General features: G+C 52.6%; 18 protein-coding genes. 10 read left to right on the top strand and 8 right to left on the bottom strand.

Annotation, left to right across the window (positions count from 1 at the left end):
- Positions 1-108: 108 nt before the first annotated feature.
- The 7 genes from SIL79_RS18820 to rnm all read right to left on the bottom strand — a co-directional run bounded on the left by SIL79_RS18820 (position 109) and on the right by rnm (position 6,731).
- Positions 109-903, bottom strand: a complete 795-nt coding sequence (locus SIL79_RS18820; RefSeq protein ID WP_319619874.1) for a hypothetical protein — start codon at positions 901-903, stop codon at positions 109-111.
- Between the two features lie 723 nt (positions 904-1,626).
- The gene (locus SIL79_RS18825; protein ID WP_319619875.1) at positions 1,627-2,601 is read right to left on the bottom strand and encodes a sialidase family protein; all 975 of its coding nucleotides are present in this window, start codon (positions 2,599-2,601) and stop codon (positions 1,627-1,629) included.
- Positions 2,602-2,909: 308 nt separating this feature from the next.
- A complete protein-coding gene (rluB, locus tag SIL79_RS18830) occupies positions 2,910-3,782 on the bottom strand; it encodes a 23S rRNA pseudouridine(2605) synthase RluB (RefSeq protein WP_025010665.1) in 873 nt (290 codons plus the stop codon).
- The gene (gene scpB / locus SIL79_RS18835; protein ID WP_100142453.1) at positions 3,783-4,373 is read right to left on the bottom strand and encodes an SMC-Scp complex subunit ScpB; all 591 of its coding nucleotides are present in this window, start codon (positions 4,371-4,373) and stop codon (positions 3,783-3,785) included.
- Between the two features lie 11 nt (positions 4,374-4,384).
- The gene (locus SIL79_RS18840; protein ID WP_100142452.1) at positions 4,385-5,176 is read right to left on the bottom strand and encodes a segregation and condensation protein A; all 792 of its coding nucleotides are present in this window, start codon (positions 5,174-5,176) and stop codon (positions 4,385-4,387) included.
- Between the two features lie 77 nt (positions 5,177-5,253).
- Positions 5,254-5,874 carry an L-threonylcarbamoyladenylate synthase gene (locus SIL79_RS18845; RefSeq protein WP_025010668.1) on the bottom strand — a complete coding sequence of 207 codons (621 nt, stop codon included), beginning with the start codon at positions 5,872-5,874 and terminating at the stop codon, positions 5,254-5,256.
- Positions 5,871-6,731, bottom strand: coding sequence for an RNase RNM (gene rnm / locus SIL79_RS18850; protein WP_025886778.1), 861 nt, complete (start codon positions 6,729-6,731; stop codon positions 5,871-5,873). Before rnm ends, SIL79_RS18845 begins: the two co-directional genes overlap by 4 nt.
- 355 nt (positions 6,732-7,086) lie before the next feature.
- Here rnm and SIL79_RS18855 point away from each other — a divergent pair, with 355 nt between their 5' ends.
- From SIL79_RS18855 to SIL79_RS18900, 10 genes are all read left to right on the top strand, one after another.
- Positions 7,087-8,646: an anthranilate synthase component 1 gene (locus tag SIL79_RS18855; protein ID WP_319619876.1), complete on the top strand. Its 1,560-nt coding sequence runs from the start codon at positions 7,087-7,089 to the stop codon at positions 8,644-8,646.
- Positions 8,643-9,245: an aminodeoxychorismate/anthranilate synthase component II gene (locus SIL79_RS18860; RefSeq protein WP_071477071.1), complete on the top strand. Its 603-nt coding sequence runs from the start codon at positions 8,643-8,645 to the stop codon at positions 9,243-9,245. The genes SIL79_RS18855 and SIL79_RS18860 overlap by 4 nt, the downstream gene beginning before the upstream one ends.
- On the top strand, positions 9,238-10,317 hold the full coding sequence (trpD, locus tag SIL79_RS18865) for an anthranilate phosphoribosyltransferase (RefSeq protein ID WP_319619877.1): 1,080 nt from the start codon (positions 9,238-9,240) through the stop codon (positions 10,315-10,317). The genes SIL79_RS18860 and trpD overlap by 8 nt, the downstream gene beginning before the upstream one ends.
- The gene (gene trpCF, locus SIL79_RS18870) at positions 10,310-11,698 is read left to right on the top strand and encodes a bifunctional indole-3-glycerol-phosphate synthase TrpC/phosphoribosylanthranilate isomerase TrpF (RefSeq protein ID WP_319619878.1); all 1,389 of its coding nucleotides are present in this window, start codon (positions 10,310-10,312) and stop codon (positions 11,696-11,698) included. The genes trpD and trpCF overlap by 8 nt, the downstream gene beginning before the upstream one ends.
- Positions 11,699-11,756: 58 nt before the next feature.
- Positions 11,757-12,986: a tryptophan synthase subunit beta gene (gene trpB, locus SIL79_RS18875; RefSeq protein WP_062793538.1), complete on the top strand. Its 1,230-nt coding sequence runs from the start codon at positions 11,757-11,759 to the stop codon at positions 12,984-12,986.
- Entirely contained in the window at positions 12,983-13,786 is an 804-nt protein-coding gene (trpA, locus tag SIL79_RS18880; protein ID WP_319619879.1) for a tryptophan synthase subunit alpha, read from the top strand. Before trpB ends, trpA begins: the two co-directional genes overlap by 4 nt.
- 364 nt (positions 13,787-14,150) lie before the next feature.
- A complete protein-coding gene (locus SIL79_RS18885; RefSeq protein WP_071477075.1) occupies positions 14,151-15,122 on the top strand; it encodes a CsgG/HfaB family protein in 972 nt (323 codons plus the stop codon).
- Positions 15,119-15,439, top strand: a complete 321-nt coding sequence (locus SIL79_RS18890) for a hypothetical protein (protein ID WP_071477076.1) — start codon at positions 15,119-15,121, stop codon at positions 15,437-15,439. The genes SIL79_RS18885 and SIL79_RS18890 overlap by 4 nt, the downstream gene beginning before the upstream one ends.
- Positions 15,436-15,795 carry a DUF4810 domain-containing protein gene (locus SIL79_RS18895; RefSeq protein WP_071477077.1) on the top strand — a complete coding sequence of 120 codons (360 nt, stop codon included), beginning with the start codon at positions 15,436-15,438 and terminating at the stop codon, positions 15,793-15,795. Before SIL79_RS18890 ends, SIL79_RS18895 begins: the two co-directional genes overlap by 4 nt.
- Complete coding sequence (locus tag SIL79_RS18900; protein ID WP_071477078.1) at positions 15,792-16,436, top strand: DUF799 domain-containing protein; 645 nt, start codon at positions 15,792-15,794, stop codon at positions 16,434-16,436. The genes SIL79_RS18895 and SIL79_RS18900 overlap by 4 nt, the downstream gene beginning before the upstream one ends.
- Before the next feature lie 418 nt (positions 16,437-16,854).
- On the opposite strand, the gene SIL79_RS18905 is transcribed toward SIL79_RS18900, so the two are convergent.
- Positions 16,855-17,103: a DUF3297 family protein gene (locus tag SIL79_RS18905; RefSeq protein ID WP_025011888.1), complete on the bottom strand. Its 249-nt coding sequence runs from the start codon at positions 17,101-17,103 to the stop codon at positions 16,855-16,857.
- Positions 17,104-17,386 lie beyond the last annotated feature (283 nt).

Here is a 17,386-nt window from a genome sequence, read left to right on the forward strand (position 1 = left end):
CTGGCCGATTTACATAACGCCCAATTAAGGTGTGAGTAACGCTACCACAATACTCAACCATACCACCGTAAACACTGAACTCAATGATTGAATGAGAAATGCCAAGCGTTAGGAATCACTCTTAAATTGTTTGTTATGTGCATTTTTCAGCCCATTTAAAATCCCAGAAAAAGAGATACCCAAAATACCGTTATTTGTGACCATTTTTTCGAATGTAACACCTACTAACATAGGTTCAATCAACTCACTAGGCTTTGAAAAGTTGTATGTCCGATAGATCGGCCCTCCACTGATACCTTGAGGTTTAGGGGGCTTGATTTCTTTCTGCTCACCAGCAAACACTTTTTTCAAGGATATATCAACACCAATGTACTCATTTCCATAACCTTGGCTTTTAAGGGTATCAGGCGATAAATTTCTACCAAAATAACCATAAGGTACATTTGATAATATATCCGTTTGCCAACGTATTTTATTTTTTGACTCAGGAAAACCATATGCGCAGATATAATCATCCGAAGATAGTGCGCCCGAGTATATATCCGCTTCAGAAATATAACATTCAAATACATTGCTCCAGCAAATCAGCTTCGGCTTGATCGCAACAACATCTAACTGCGCATTCTTAGAGTCAAAAACATTGTATTTATCAAATGATTCTATTTGAGATAACGTACCATCTACAATTGCAAATATTTGATCATCTGCGTCTTTAGAGTAATTTTCATTCTTCTTGAGAACATGTGCAGCTGTAATAAAGTAAACTTCATCATCAACTTTAACAGCAAACATTGTTCCTGCATGATAAGGGGTTGAGTCATCTCTTATTTTAAAAACCGGGGTTACCGCTCTTGCAAATTTCTCTGGTGCCATATCTATATGTTTTTTAATTTCTTCCACCATACCTAACTCTCAATATTCAATTCACGAGGCTTCTGCACATAACAGCTGTATAGTGCGCATACGCGTTTCAGTCCTCGGAGGAGTGTAAACGCGCATCGCTATCTGTTTGTATTAGCTGGATATAATACCATTTAGTCCAAATATCCCTTGCAGCTAAACGCGCATGCGCGGTTTCCAAACCTATTATCTACCTGCTGTATTTTTTAACTTTATGAATTTAAAGCTATTTTCTAAAATGTTACAGAAATAACGCGCAAACTTAGCTGCAAATTTCCGGCATTTTGTCCATAACGTCAATAATACTGTATAAAAATCAGTTCTGAGGTGCTTGTCATGAGCGCTTCAAGTCGTACAACCAAGGGCCCCACAACCCAGGCCCTACAAAAAACGTTAAATAAAACCAAAGCTACCCCACAAGTCCAAACTCTGCTCGTCCCTACATTCCGCTGAGCACGGAAAAATGCCACTGCCGCCGACTTTGAGCCGCTGAGCTTAAGGAAGTGCTAAAGCTAAGCGGTTGAATTAGTTATACAATACTCAGTACTGAATGTTAAAACAATTAGCCAAAGGTCAAGTTTTTGACAAAGGCCACAAAACCCTGATTTGGCTGATTTTTGCAATAGAATTGACTGGCTTTGAAATCTAAAGCGAATTTCCCTGTTAATGGGCCTGATTCAGTCACGCTGGCTGGTGTCGAACAGACAGGTATTGTTGGTTGGAACTTTAGCCTTTGAGCCCGATACGGGCGAAATAGATGGCGGTTTTGCCCTCATGGCTTGAGTAGTACACCAGCTTGAGTTCATCGCCGTCCAGCTCGATACCGGCGTAGCTGGTATCGCCGCCGGATGGCAGGGTTAAAAGCTCGGTGACCTTGGCTGTGGCGCTATCGATTTCCACCAGCGAGGTACGCACCTTATTGTCATAGAGGCGCACCACGGCCAGCAGACGGTCGTTATAGAAAAAGGCGACCGGGCCACCGATACGGCAACTGAGCTGCTGCCATTGCCAGGTTTTGAAAGGTGCCAAGGCGCTGCCGAGCAGCCCGGTTTCTTGTGCGTCCCACACAGGATCGCGCCTTAGCAGACAAAGCGCTTCTGTATCTGAAGAGGTTTGATTAGAGCGACTCTGCTCGCCGCCCCGAAACACTCGAAACAGCAGTGATGATTCGTTGACATAGCCGTCATTTTGCAAGGGGGCCACCCAGGGCGTAAATTGCAGTTTACCGGTTTGTGATGCTTGCAGGCGCTCACTGCGATAGAGCCTGACATCACCATCGGCTCCGGGGCGATAGCCCACGCCATAGAGGCCATCTTCGGCCTCGGTCACCCGCCAGAGCCAGTATCCGCTATCGGCGACTTTTTCGGGCGCCGACCAGTTGATGCCATCCAGCGAGTGCCACATCAAGGACTGCAGCGGCGCCTTGCCATGTTTGGAGGCTGCGCCAAAAAGCCATAAACGGCCAGCATGGGCGAGCAGTTTGCCGTCGCGCAGATCGCCAAGCTCGCTTTGAATAAGCGCCTCGGCCTGCCAGCTTTGGCCATCGTCGGCAGATTTAAGCACTCTCAGCGCACCATCATCAGACACATGGGCCTGGCCCTCCCGAAAGACGCAGTAGAGCGCCCCCTGCCAGCGGCATAGATCGCAAAAGGCGTTGTGTTCGCCTTGGTCCCAAATTTTTGTGTGTGAGATCAGCTGCATGCCTTGGCTCCCTGAGTTGCTGTTCCTTTATCTTATACCATTACTGAACTGCGCCAAGGTAAGTGGACTTTTTACGGTAAAAAGTAATGGCAAAAAACTTTGGTAAAAAGCTATGGCAAAAACAACGACAAAAACAACGACAAAAACTATGCAAAAAAGCAGCGAGAAACAGTGGCAAAAAGCTAAGAAAACGAGCAACAAAAAAGGCCGCCGCGGCGACCTTTCATTGCATTGGAATCACATCTTTAGATGGGATTAGATAGGCTATCGACAAGCTGTAACACACTGCCGATAAGGCCTTGGCGGCATCAGCTGCGCTGCCGGGTTGGCTTGGGCTTGCCCGCCGCCGTCTTGTGTTTACGCACGGCGCGGCGCACCTTGGCACTGCGCACCTTGTTACGGGCCACGCTGTGTTTGTCGGCGCCCAGCATGGAGCGGGTTTCCGGATCCATGCCCGCCAGTTGGCGCAGGTAGTTGACCTGCTCCAGCGGCAGTTCGACCCAGCCGCCACGGGGCAGGCTCTTGGGCAGTTCTATCATGCCGTAACGCACCCGAATAAGGCGGCTCACCTGCACTTCCTGGGATTCCCACAGACGACGCACTTCACGGTTACGCCCTTCACGCAGGGTAACGTGCCACCATTGGTTGATGCCTTCGCCACCGGCGGCCTTGATGTGGTCAAACTGGGCCGGGCCATCCTCCAGCATAACGCCGCTGCGCAAACGCTGCAGCGCCGCTTCCGGCACTTCACCGAAGGTACGCACGGCGTACTCACGCTCCACTTCATTGGAGGGGTGCATCAGGCGGTTGGCCAGCTCACCATCTGAGGTGAACAGCAACAAACCCGAGGTGTTGATATCCAAACGTCCCACGGCGACCCAGCGGCTGTCGCGGGTGCGGGGCAGACGATCGAATACTGTGGGCCGGCCTTCGGGATCTTTGCGCGAGCAGATCTCCCCTTCCGGCTTGTGGTAGGCCAGTACCCGGCAGATCACATCATCGGCAGATTTCAGCGATACCGCACGGCCATCGATACGTACCTTGGCGTCGGCTTCGATGCGATCACCCAGTTTGGCGATTTCTCCGTCAATACTCACGCGACCTGCAGCAATCCATGCCTCCATCTCACGACGGGAGCCATGGCCTGCACGGGCCAAGACTTTCTGCAATTTTTCGCTCATTCAAGTTGACTCTTCTAAGGGTTCCAGCGGTGTTTTCATCCCCGAAAATACCGCCTCTAATGATTCGGCGTCAGACAGAGGCGGCAGATCCGCTATGCTGTCCAGACCGAAGTAAGCCAGAAACTCTGTAGTGGTGGCGTATAACGAAGGCCTTCCCGGCACCTCTTTGTGCCCCACAACGCGGATCCAGCGTCTGTCTGTTAAATTCTTGATAATCTGGCTGCCGACAGCCACCCCTCTGACCAGCTCAATTTCGCCGCGGGTCACAGGCTGACGGTAGGCGATAACCGCCAGGGTTTCCAATGTTGCCCTGGAATACTTGGGCGCCTGCTCCTGCCACAGAGGTTGCAGCAAGGGGCTAAGGCTGTCGCGGGTCTGAAACCGATAACCACCGGCAACCTTGACCAGTTGTACTCCGCGCTCCTGATAATCCAGGGTCAATTCATCCACCGCGGCGCGAATACGCTCGCGGGAGACACTGAAATCGGCCAGCACGGTTTCTCTCAGCGCCTTCAAGGTCATGGGCTTGGCCAGCACAAACAGGCTAGCCTCGATCAGTTGTTTCAGCTGAAGGTCGTTAATCTTCGCCAAGTCGGCTCCCGTCAGTACGCCTTGAGATAAATTCGCGATAAAGGTTCAGCCTGGATCAGTTCCACCAGCAGTTCCTTTACCAATTCCATCAACGCCAGAAAGCTGACCACCACTCCGGCGCGCCCCTCTTCCACCTTGAACAGGGCTTCAAAAGGGGTGTAATGCTCACTGGAGAGCATGGCCAGAATTTGGCTCATCCGCTCCCGGGTAGAGAGCTGCTCGCGCTGCACCTGGTGAGAAGTGCCGGCTTCCACCCGCTTGAGCACTTCGCCAAAGGCCCGGGCCAGTTCGGCCAAAGACACATCCGGCGGCACCAGCAAGGGCTTGATATCCGGCGCCTTGCCCGCTTTGGCCTGGAATACATCCCGCTCGAGCCTTGGCAGTTCATCCAGCCTCACCGCTGCCTCTTTGATGGCTTCATAAGCCTTGAGTTGGCGGATCAGCACGGCTCTGGGGTCTTCCTCTTCCTCGACTTCCAGCTCCGGCCTTGGCAACAGCAAACGCGACTTGATTTCCGCCAATGTTGCCGCCATCACCAGATAGTCGGCCGCCAGCTCTACCCTGGCGCCCTGCAGCAGCTCGATATATTCAAGATACTGGGCGGTGATCCTGTGGATGGGCAGATCTACCACATCCATTTTTTGCTTGCGGATCAGGTAAAGTAGCAAGTCGAGCGGCCCTTCAAACGCCTCAAGAAACACCTCAAGCGCCTCGGGAGGAATAAAGAGATCGGCAGGCAGCTCTCTAAGCGCCTCACCCCGCACTACGGCAAGCGGCAGACTCTGTTGAACGCCTTCACTCAAGCCGTTTTCTCTCCTCTGGCAGCATCCTTAAGGCGGCATAGGCCAACCAAACGCGCGATTATACCTTTATTGAGCGGTTAAAGAAATGGGCTGATATCGCCACTGCCTTCACGGACTATGACCATTTCGCCTTCAGACATGTCTATCACTGTGGTGGGCTTTTCGCCCAGGTAACCGCCGTGGAGAATGGCATCTACCTGATGTTCGAGAATATCGCGGATATGCTCGGGATCCGACTCGGTAAAGTCGTTGCCGGGCAGAATAAGACTGGTGGACATCAAGGGTTCACCCAGAGCTTCCAGCAGCGCCAGGGCGATAACATTGTTCGGTACCCGAATACCTATGGTGCGTTTCTTTTCGTTCTGCAGTCTTCTTGGCACCTCTTTGGTGGCCTTAAAGATGAAGGTGTAACAACCCGGCGTGTTGTTCTTCAGAATGCGAAACGCCTGGTTATCGACTCTGGCATAGGTCGACAGCTCAGATAAGTCGCGGCACATCAGCGAAAAGTTATGATCATTGTCTATCTGGCGAATTCTGGCGATACGGCTCATGGCGTCTTTATCGCCAATCATACAACCCAGCGCATAGCCGGAATCTGTGGGGTAAACTATGACCCCGCCGCTTTTCAGAATGCTCACCGCCTGGCTTATCAGACGGGTTTGAGGATTCACCTCATGTACGTAGAAAAATTGACTCATTTAGTTATTGTCCATTGCTTGCATTGCCAGACCCAGTTCAATCCCTGGGGCCGATACAGATTCTTGCCCAGTTCCAGCCAGCGGCCGGGAAAGTGGAAATCTGATCCCACCGAGGCGTAGAGGCCGTTGAGAGTGGCCAGCGCGCCTAAATTATTTCTGTCGTCTGTGGTTTGCTGCCCGAGCACCACCTCCATGGCATCGCCACCGGCGGCCTTGAATTCGCGTACCAGGCGTTTGAGCCACTTGGCCGACAGTTGATAGCCACTGGGGTGGGCCAACACGGCCACTCCACCTGCGTTGTGGATCACCTCTATGGCCGTCGCCATCTCGCCCCAGTTGTTGGGCACATAGCCCGTTTTGCCGCGGCCAAGAAACTTCTTGAACACGCTGGCACTATCCGGCGCGTGCCCCTGCTCGGCCAGGAAACGGGCGTAATGACCACGGCTCAGCGCCGCATCACCGGCGAGCGCCCTGGCGCCTTCGTAGGCCCCGGGAATACCGGCCTTTTCAAGCCTTGCGCCTATCTCGCGAGCCCGCTCTTCCCTGAGCTCACGTTGCCGCTCGAGAAAGGCAAGCAGGTTTTCGTCGTGGCGATCGATATCCAGCGCCACGATATGAATATCATAGGCGTGCCAACGGGTAGAGATCTCAACCCCGTCCACCAAAGTCAAAGGCGCGCTCTGCCCGGCATTGAAAGCATGGGCCTCATCCAGCCCGGCGACTGTGTCATGATCGGTAATCGCCAGCAGCTCAACCCCCTTTTCCAAGGCGCGCTCGAGCAGCTGAGATGGTGTCAGTTGGCCATCTGAGGCTGTAGTATGGCTGTGAAGATCGGCCAAAGTATTTTCAGTTATCATAACGCTATTGTACTTGGTTTTGTTGGTAAAATGCGATTTATCTCCGCTGGGCGACGGCAAATTGGCATAAATTTGCATAAATTAAAAATATTCAATTGACATTGGCGGGCAGCTGGGTTTCTCTATAGGTCAAACGTCGAGAGGACAAATTTTCAATGACACACTTCAACGCTTCACTCAACATCATCTGGTGGTGGCACTTCCCTTAACGCGGGTAGTGTGAAGCGCTGTGCACGATTGAAAATAACGCAGCCAAATTCAACAAAAAGCCCGCAAGAGATTGCGGGCTTTTTTGTGCTTAACGGTCAGGAAAACCCCGCAGCCAGGCTAAACAGCGGAACAACAGGAAGAACAGATGAACAGAATCGAGCCAATCGCCAGAGTACACCGCCAGACGCGGTCACTGCCCTATTACGACGATCCCCTGAAACTGTATCAGCAACTGACGCGGGACAAGCCTCACAGCATGTTGCTGGAGTCGGCCGAAATCGACAGCAAGGATCACCTGAAAAGCATTATCCTCAGCCACGCGGCGCTGGCCATTCGCTGTGACGGGTCGACCTTGAGCTTCGAGGCTTTAACAGACAACGGCGCCGGACTGCTGCCCGCGATTCACGACTTCTTTAACTCGCGCGGTGAGGTCAGCCTGGAACAGCAGAGCCTCAAGGTCGTGCTGCGCCCGATCACTGCCGAGCTGGATGAAGATGCCAGACTCAAGGCAGGCTCGCCGCTCGATGGCCTGAGATTACTGCAGCAGGGTCTGGTTGATGAAAAGGAGAGCCAGTTTGAAACCGGATTTCTGGGCGGCGTTTTAGGGTACGACCTTATCGCCAGCACAGAGCCGCTGCCAAGCGTAAGCCAGGGCGCCAACCACTGCCCCGACTATCTGTTTTATCTGGCTGAAACCCTGATAACAGTAGATCACCAAAAGGGCTGCGCCGAAGCCGTGGTGATGGAGTTTAATGGCAACAACGAGGTGCAGGCCGAGCTTGGTGCCAGACTGGATGCCATAGAAACCAACTGCCAGCTGCTGGAAGATGTTGCCCCTTTGAGCGGCGTACATGCCGAGGCCAGCGTCAATATCAGCGACGCCGATTTTTGCCGCCAGGTGAGCCGCCTCAAGGAGCATATCTGCGCCGGTGATATCTTTCAGGTTGTGCCATCACGCAGTTTCAGCCTGCCCTGCCCCAATACTCTGGGCGCCTATCGGGCACTGAGACTGACCAACCCCAGCCCCTATATGTTTTACCTGCGCAGTGCCGACTTCACCCTGTTTGGCGCCTCTCCGGAAAGCGCCCTCAAGTATGAAGCCAAGGGCAATCAGGTTGAGGTTTACCCCATCGCCGGTACCCGCAAACGCGGCAAGACCCCGGATGGCGAGATAGATTTCGATCTCGACAGCCGCATAGAGCTGGAGCTGAGACTCGATAAGAAAGAGCTGTCGGAGCACATCATGTTGGTGGACTTGGCCCGCAACGATATCGCCCGCATCAGCCAGAGTGGCAGTCGTAAAGTGGCCGAGCTGCTGAAGGTAGACAGATACTCCCATGTGATGCATCTGGTCAGCCGGGTAACCGGGCAGCTTAGGGAAGATCTCGACGCCCTGCACGCATATCAGGCCTGCATGAACATGGGCACCCTGGTGGGTGCCCCCAAGGTGCGCGCCGCCCAACTCATTCGTGAAACCGAGCAGCAGCGCCGCGGCAGCTATGGCGGCGCCGTAGGTTATCTCAACGCGCTTGGCGATATGGACACCTGCATAGTGATCCGCTCTGCCTTCGTCAGCGAAGGCATGGCGCACATCCAGGCCGGGGCCGGAGTGGTCTATGATTCAGATCCCCAGGCCGAGGCCGACGAAACCGCGCAAAAGGCGCAGGCAGTGATCAGTGCAATCAAGATGGGAGGTGGCCTGTGAAACTCTATCTATTGGATAACTTCGACTCCTTCACCTACAACCTGGTGGATCAGTTCCGCAGCCTGGGCTTTGAAGTGCTGGTGTACCGCAATAATGTCAGTGCCCAGTTGCTCGCCGAGCGGATGCTGGCGGAACCGGGTCAGGCAGCGCTTATTTTGTCTCCCGGCCCGGGTGCCCCCGGAGAAGCCGGTTGTATGATGGAACTTATTGCGCTGCTGGCCGGCAAACTGCCGATTCTCGGTATCTGCCTTGGTCACCAGGCCCTGGTTGAACATTACGGCGGCAAGGTTGAGCGTGCCCCCCAAGTGGTACACGGTAAGGCCAGCCCGGTAGAGCACAACTGCGATGGCCTGTTTGCCAACCTGCCATCCCCCTTGCCTGTGGCCCGCTATCATTCACTGGTGGCAACCAAGGTGCCCGACTGCCTGGAGGTGATTGCCACTACAGAAGGCATGCCTATGGCCATCAGCCATCGCTGTGATGCCGCCGTCGGTTTCCAGTTCCACCCCGAATCGATTCTCACCACCCTTGGCAGCACCTTGCTGGTGCAAACACTGCAATACCTGACCATGAGCCGCGAGGAAACCTGCCATGACTGAACTGCAACCTCTGTTTGACCGCCTGTACCGGGGCGAGTCTTTGAGCCGTAGCCAGGCCGCCAGCCTGTTTGCCGAGCTTATCGACGGCAAGCTCAGTGAAAGCCAGATGGCGGCCATGCTGATCGCGCTCAAGCTCAAGGGCGAAACCATAGACGAGATCAGCGGCGCCGCCGATGCCCTGCTGGCCGCCGCCAAGCCGTTTCCGCACCAATGTCAAAGGGTAGTGGATATTGTCGGCACCGGCGGTGACGGCCACAACACCATCAATATCTCTACCACGGCCGCCTTTGTTGCCGCCGCAGCCGGAGTCAATGTTGCCAAACATGGCAACCGCGGAGTGTCCAGTAAGTCGGGCTCTTCCGATCTGCTGGCACAGTTCGGCATAGACTTGACCATGTCGCCCGAATGCGCCGCCAAACACTTGGCAGACAACGGCCTGTGTTTTCTGTTTGCACCCCATTATCACGGTGGAGTGCGGCACGCAGTGCCTGTGCGCCAGGCGCTCAAGACCCGCACCCTGTTCAATGTACTCGGCCCGCTGATTAATCCGGCTCGCCCCGACTATATGCTGCTCGGGGTCTACAGCCCGAGCTTGGTTCGCCCCATCGCCGAAGTGTTGCGGGCCCTTGGCGTCAAAGGCGCCATGGTCGTTCACGGCAGCGGCCTGGATGAAGTGGCACTGCACGGCGCAACCCAGGTGGCTGAACTCAAGGGTGAAGAGATAGTGGAATATCGCCTCACCCCAGCAGACTTTGGCGTGCCGCAGGCTACGCTGGCCGAGCTGGAAGGTGGTACCCCGGCAGAAAATGCCCTGATTACCCAAGCGCTGTTTGCCGGTAAAGGCAGCGCCGCCCAGCGTCACGCCGTGGCTATCAATGCCGCCTGCGTGCTCTATCTCGCCGGCAAGGCTGACAATCTCAGGCAGGCCACCCAACTGGCACTGGCCACCCTGGATGATGGCCGCGCCTGCGCCAAACTCAATGCCCTGGCGGACAAGGCCCACCAAACCCAAACTGAAAACAATGACGCCAACTCACCACAACCCAGCAGGCAGGAGCTATATCATGAGTAACGTGCTTGAGCGTATCGTCGCCACCAAGCAGCAGCATATTGAAGCCCTCAAGCTGCGTTTTCCCGAAGGGAACCTGACGCCCAAGACGTCGGATCGCAGCCTGTATCAGGCACTCAGTGCAAAAGGCGCCGGCTTTATTCTGGAATGCAAGAAGGCCAGCCCCTCCAAAGGGCTTATCCGCAAAGACTTCGATCCGGTTGCCATTGCCGATGTTTACAGCCGCTACGCCTCCGCGGTGTCGGTACTGACAGACGAGGCCTTCTTTCAGGGTGACTTTCGTTATTTGCCCAAAGTGCGGGCCAGAATCAAACAGCCGGTATTGTGCAAAGACTTTTTTGTTTCGCCTTATCAGGTTAAGTTAGCGGCCCATCAGGGTGCCGATGCCATCTTGCTAATGCTGTCGGTACTGAGCGATGAGCAGTATCGATTGCTGGCGAGCGAAGCCGAGCAATATGCCCTCGACACCCTCACGGAAGTTTCCAACGAGGAAGAACTCAAGCGGGCGCTGGCTCTGGGCGCGCCGATTATTGGCATCAACAACCGCAACCTCAGGGATCTGAGTACAGATCTGGCGATGACAGAATACTTAGCCCCCAAGATCCCCGAGGGGACACTGATCATCAGCGAATCCGGGATCTACAGCCGTGAGGATGTACGCCGCCTCAGCCCGCTGGTCAACGGCTTTTTGGTGGGCAGCTCGCTGATGGCCGAGGCCGATTTGGATCTGACCTGTCGCCGCCTTATCTATGGCAACAACAAGGTGTGTGGCCTGATCCGGGAGCAGGATCTGCTGGATGCGGCAAAATCCGGCGCCGTCTATGGCGGCCTCATCTTCGCCGCCAAGTCCCCCCGTTGTGTCAGCCGTGCCCACGCCGCCGAGCTGTGCCGTTACAACGCCGAGCAGCCGCGTAAACTGGCGATGGTGGGGGTATTTGTCAATGAATCACCGGCTAAGATGGCCGAGCTGGCCAATGAGCTGAAACTGAGCGCGCTGCAGCTTCATGGCAGTGAATCAAGCGAAGATATTGCCAAGCTCAAGCAGCTGCTTGAGCAAAATGGGCACCAGGCCGAGATCTGGAAGGCTGTTCCGGTCAATGTCGACGGCGGCGAGCTGCCAGCCTTGCCGGAAGGCGCCGACCGCTATCTCTATGACAGTAAAAGCGGCGACAACTTTGGCGGTACCGGCAAACATTTCGATTGGCAGCAAAGGCTTGCCCAGCGTGAGCGCGCCATGCTTGCCGGTGGCCTGGGTCCGGAAAACGCCGCCTTGGCTGCCACCCAGGGCTTTTTCGGGCTGGACTTTAACTCAGGGGTGGAAAGCACCCCCGGCATCAAAGACAGAGCAGCACTGCAGGCGGTGTTTAAGCAGCTCAAAGCCTGACAAGAACAACAGTATTCGCCTGTCAGACAGGCGCAACAAGTATCCTAAGGAAAGCAGTATGAGCGAGTTAAAACTCAACCCTTATTTCGGGGAATACGGCGGCATGTATGTGCCGCAGATTTTGATGCCGGCGCTGAAGCAGTTGGAAAGTGCCTTTGTCGAGGCCCAGAATGATCCCGCCTTTCAGGCCGAGTTCACCGAGCTTTTGAAAAACTATGCCGGGCGTCCCACCGCCTTGACCCTGACCCGTAACCTGTCGCCCAATGACAAGGTGAAAATCTACCTCAAGCGGGAAGATCTGCTGCACGGCGGCGCCCACAAGACCAACCAGGTGCTGGGACAGGCGCTACTGGCCAAGCGCATGGGTAAAAAAGAGATCATCGCCGAAACCGGCGCCGGTCAACACGGGGTGGCCACCGCCCTGGCCTGCGCCCTGCTGGGTCTTAAATGTAAAATCTACATGGGCGCCAAAGATGTGGAGCGCCAAAGCCCCAATGTGTTCCGCATGCGTTTGATGGGCGCCGAGGTCATTCCTGTCACCTCAGGCTCGGCCACTCTCAAAGATGCCTGCAACGAGGCGATGCGCGACTGGTCCGGCAGCTATGACAAGGCGCACTACCTGCTGGGTACCGCCGCCGGGCCTCACCCTTTCCCTACCATAGTCAGGGAGTTCCAGCGCATGATAGGCGCCGAAACCAAGGCGCAGATCCTCGAGCGTGAAGGCCGACTGCCGGACGCCGTCATTGCCTGTGTCGGCGGCGGCTCCAACGCCATAGGTATGTTCGCCGACTTCATAGATGAAGCCTCGGTGCGCCTCATAGGGGTCGAGCCGGCCGGGAAAGGCATAGATACGCCGATGCACGGCGCGCCGCTGCGGCACGGCAAGACAGGCATCTTTTTTGGCATGAAGGCGCCCTTGATGCAGGACAGCAACGGCCAGATAGAAGAATCTTACTCCATCTCTGCCGGGTTGGATTTCCCCTCTGTGGGCCCGCAACACGCCCACCTCAACGCCACCGGACGCGCCACCTATGAGTCGGCCACCGATGAAGAGGCGCTGGAGGCCTTCCAGTTACTGGCCCGCTGCGAAGGGATTATTCCGGCGCTGGAGTCGGCCCACGCGCTGGCCTATGCCATCAGGCTGGCCAAAGAGTGCCGCGAAGAAACCATACTGGTGGTTAACCTCTCCGGCCGCGGCGATAAGGACATATTTACCGTTTCCGATATCCTGGCAGAGCGCCAGGCTGCATCTGCGCAGTCAGATAAATCACAGGAGTCACAGGCATGAGTACACGTTATCAAACCACTTTTGCCCGGCTGCAGGCCGAAGGCCGCGGCGCCTTTGTTCCCTTTGTGACACTGGGCGATCCCGGCCCTGAGCTGTCGCTGCAGATTATCGACACCCTGATTGCCCATGGTGCCGACGCCCTTGAGCTGGGCTTCCCCTTTTCCGATCCGTTGGCCGATGGCCCGGTGATCCAGGGCGCCAACTTACGGGCGCTGGCTGCCAGCACTACTCCAGCCAAGTGCTTCGAGCTTATCGCCGAGGTACGTAACCGTTATCCCGAGTTGCCCATCGGCCTGCTGTTGTACGCCAATCTGGTATACGCCAACGGCATCGACAACTTCTATCGCCGCGCCGCCGAGGCCGGGGTGGATTCAGTCCTGATAGCCGACGTGCCGGTTGAGGAAGCCGCACCTTTTATAGAAGCCGCCAAGACCCATGCCATAGCGCCTATCTTTATTGCGCCACCCAATGCCGATGATGATACCCTCAAGGCGGTGAGTGAAGCCGCTGAAGGCTACACCTATCTGCTGTCCCGCGCCGGGGTAACTGGCGCCGACAATAAGGCCGGTATGCCGGTGGATGAGGTACTGGCCAAGCTTAAAGCCTTCGATGCGCCGCCTCCACTGCTAGGATTCGGTATCGCCGAGCCGGCTCAGGTCAGCGCCGCAATTGCCGCCGGCGCCGCCGGTGCCATCTCGGGCTCTGCCGTGGTCAGGATCATTGAGCAACACCAAGACGCACCCGATATGCTACTGAGCACTCTGGCCGACTTTACCCGTACCATGAAGGACGCCAGCTAAGGGAGGACTTATTCGCCCCTCCCTCTTTAATCCTCCAGCCAGGGTATTCCCTGGCTTTTTTATGTCACGCACAACCCAATACACTCATTTACACTTGATTTTCAATTGAGCAACGGGATATCTTCAAATATCATCTTTTGTAAGACAAGCAAAATAAAAGAGTCATTTTTTTAACACCTTAGGGTACTTGGTCTCACACTGTTTCTTAAAGTTATAGGTTAAGCACTCTATTAATGCTCCCAAACTTTGGGAAGGTGCAGGGCCAAAGTATCAATATAAAATGTGAACATTAGCCCACAAAAAAATATTCACATTAAATAAACTTACGTTGCAAAATGTAACCAATAAATTAAGGAACCCAAAAATGAAACGCAGTTTATTTACTGCCGGTACACTCGCTTTAGCTCTCGGTGGATGCGCAACCCAATCTCCACAAGTTGAGTCCCAGGAAAGCCCTCACTCTCAACAAGCTCAAATTGAAGCACAAAAAGCAGCCATGGAGGCATCGGTTACTAATCCTATCCTAAAACGTAAATTAGCTCTTGGCCGAATTACTAATGAAACCATCTACGGCAAAAGCCTTTTGCGAGATGACAAAGGCGATGTACTTGGGAAACAAGTAACCGACATGTTATCAAAAGCTCTGACAGAGTCAGGCCAATATCTCGTGTTTGAACGTCCAGATATTGAGCGCCTTAAAGATGAGGCAAAGCTTACTGGTCAAAAGCTAAATCTAGTAGGTGTTGATACTTTAATAATCGGCTCTCTCACTGAATTTGGCCGTAAAACAGAAGGGAAAAGTGGATTCCTTTCTTCCACTAAAAAACAAGTCGCCTTTGCTAAAGTTGACTTACGCTTAGTCGACAGCAAAACTGGACTGGTTTACCACTCTCTATCAGGAGCTGGGGAAAGTAGTTCTGAGGCTGCTTCTGTTGCAGGCTTTGGTTCTAAAGCTGCCTACGATGGAACACTCAATGATGCTGCGATATCTAACGCGATATCCGATGCTATCAGCAAATTGACCGCCGAAATGCAAACCCGTCCTTGGCAAACCGATATTCTAGCTGTTGAAGATGGGATGATTTACATCAGTGGCGGTAAGTCACAAGGAATAAAGCAAGGAATGAGTTTTAATATCGAAACTCAGGGAAAAGTCATAAAGTCAAAACAAACTGGTTTCGATATTACATTACCAGGAAAGAAAGTCGCTACTGTTTCAGTAATACAGCTTTTTGGCGACAATGAAACAAATGAAGGCTCAATAACCAGTATTTCCAGCGGTTCAATTGATGGTCTTAAATACACAGAACTTAATGTGGTGGAGGCGAAACAATGAAGTTGAAATTAGCCCTGATACTGAGTGTGTTATCCCTCAATGTAGGTTGTGTACAAATGCCAACCACTACTAGTTCAACTGTAGACAATCGTCCTCAAATTGTATTTAAAGTAAGCGATACTTCTGATGTAGAAGGAATGCGTGTAATCGTTGACGGACTCGACAATGGCCCTGTCGCACCATTCACTAATGGTACTCAAGCTTTGCGTATTCTTCCTGGTACTCACATTATTGAGATCCTGAATGGTGATACTGTTATTTCATCGCAGAAAATCTATGTATCCGATGGCGTGACAAAAGAGGTCTTGATCAAATGAACCGTATCAAACTTGGCCTATGTGTATTGGTAATGCTTGGCTTAGCTGGCTGTAAATCGACAACTTTATATAACTGGGGAGTTTATGATGAAGGCCTGTACGAATACTATCACGATCCCGTCGCAGCTAAGGAGTTCCCTATAGCACTTGAAGATCACCTGAAACAAATTGAAGATAATAAACAACGACCAGCACCTGGGTTATATGCTGAAGTCGGAACTTTCAAGCTCAAATCAGGTGATATAACCGGAGCAATATCTTTTTATGAAAAAGAAGCGAACACATGGCCGGAAAGCGCAGCCTTAATGAAGACTCTAGTGCAAAACCTTCAACGTCAAAACGGTAATAAGCAATGAAATTTATCAAATTAACTTTTTCAGTTGCGTTAGTTGCCTTACTTTCCGCATGTCAAACAACGACAGCTCCACGTCAAACTGGTTTTGAAGAACACAATCCAAGCTCAATTCTGATACTCCCAGTCATAAACCACAGCGTTGATGTCGATGCGCCGCTTGCGGTGTATAGCTCTTTACCTGTAATGCTTGCAGAGAAAGGTTACTATGTCTATCCATCGAATACAGTGAAGACAATTCTTGAATATGAAGGTCTTTACGAGCCTCAAGAGATACATCAGCTACCCGTGACCTCTTTGGTACAAATGTTTGGTGCAGATGTGGTTCTGTATGTCACGATAGAGCGGTGGGATACCACATATATGCTTATTTCAAGTACGACAGAAGTAGAGTTTACATACGCATTCAAAAACAAAACCGGGGATACGATTTGGCAAACCTCAAAAAAAATGCAATATACGCCCCAAAATAGTTCTACCGGTAACCCGTTGGCCGATCTCATAGGGGCTGTCATCACAGCAACAATTAACCGCGCGGCTCCCGATTATATGCCTCTGACCCGGATGGCTAACTACCAGGTTTTCTATAGCGATCAATCGACCTACTTACCTAATGGTCCATACAAACCCAAAGAGATTAAGTAGCTCAAAAAATCAGTTAAGCTTTTTTCTTGCTCAAGCCAGGGTATTCCCTGGCTTTTTTAGGCATCGCAAACGACAAAAGCCTAAGCTGGTTTCAATCCGGGGCGTTTTCTGAACCATGCAAACCTTGTCGAGAGCTCTGCACCGCAGCCGGAACAGTATTAAACAAACATCTGAATTTTATTAGATTTTTACGCATTTCCGCCCAAACAATGGATACTTTACGATATTAATTGAGCGAATTTCTCAACTGAGTCTTTGGGGAGATGATTAAGTCAGAGAAAATGATTAATTGGAAGCAAGCTGCTTCCGGTTTTATCCAAGCAACCAAGATGGAAGACTATTTCAGAGCAAGGTACTCACTGATAAAAAGGCCATCTTTGCAGATGGCCCTTTATTAAATATTTACAGTTAAAAAAGCTTACTTATAAAAGGCTTCTACTGTGCCTTTGATGGTCATCAACAAGGGCTGGCCACGGCGGTCGAGCGCTTTGTGAGAAGCAACTTTAATCCAGCCTTCGCTAATACAGTACTCTTCCACGTCATTGCGCTCTTTGCCATTGATGCGAATGCCCACATCGAACTCAAACACTTCAGCCACATGGTGTGGGCTGCGTGGGTTGATAGAAAGGCGATCCGGCAGAGCTGGTGGTACTTTGGTATCGGTCATAATCTTCATCTTGGGTAAATAAAACTCGCGATATTGTAGGCAATCCCCCAATCCACCTCAATAGTGGCGAATAGCTTTATCCACACGGATTATACCCTTTTTATCAATCGAATCAGCCAATTTGGTTGTTTGGCCATGAGCTAAACTTTATCTGACTCTATAGCACGCCCGTTGATAAGCGAATCAATAGAGTCAGGTTCCAAAAAATTAACTGCGTATGCAACGAGCCGGCAGCTTAAGTTGGGTATTCGGCCAAATACCTCATCCTCAAACCCAATGGAAA

The sequence above is a fragment of the Shewanella indica genome (assembly GCF_033842865.1).
Taxonomy (GTDB): Bacteria; Pseudomonadota; Gammaproteobacteria; order Enterobacterales; family Shewanellaceae; genus Shewanella; species Shewanella indica.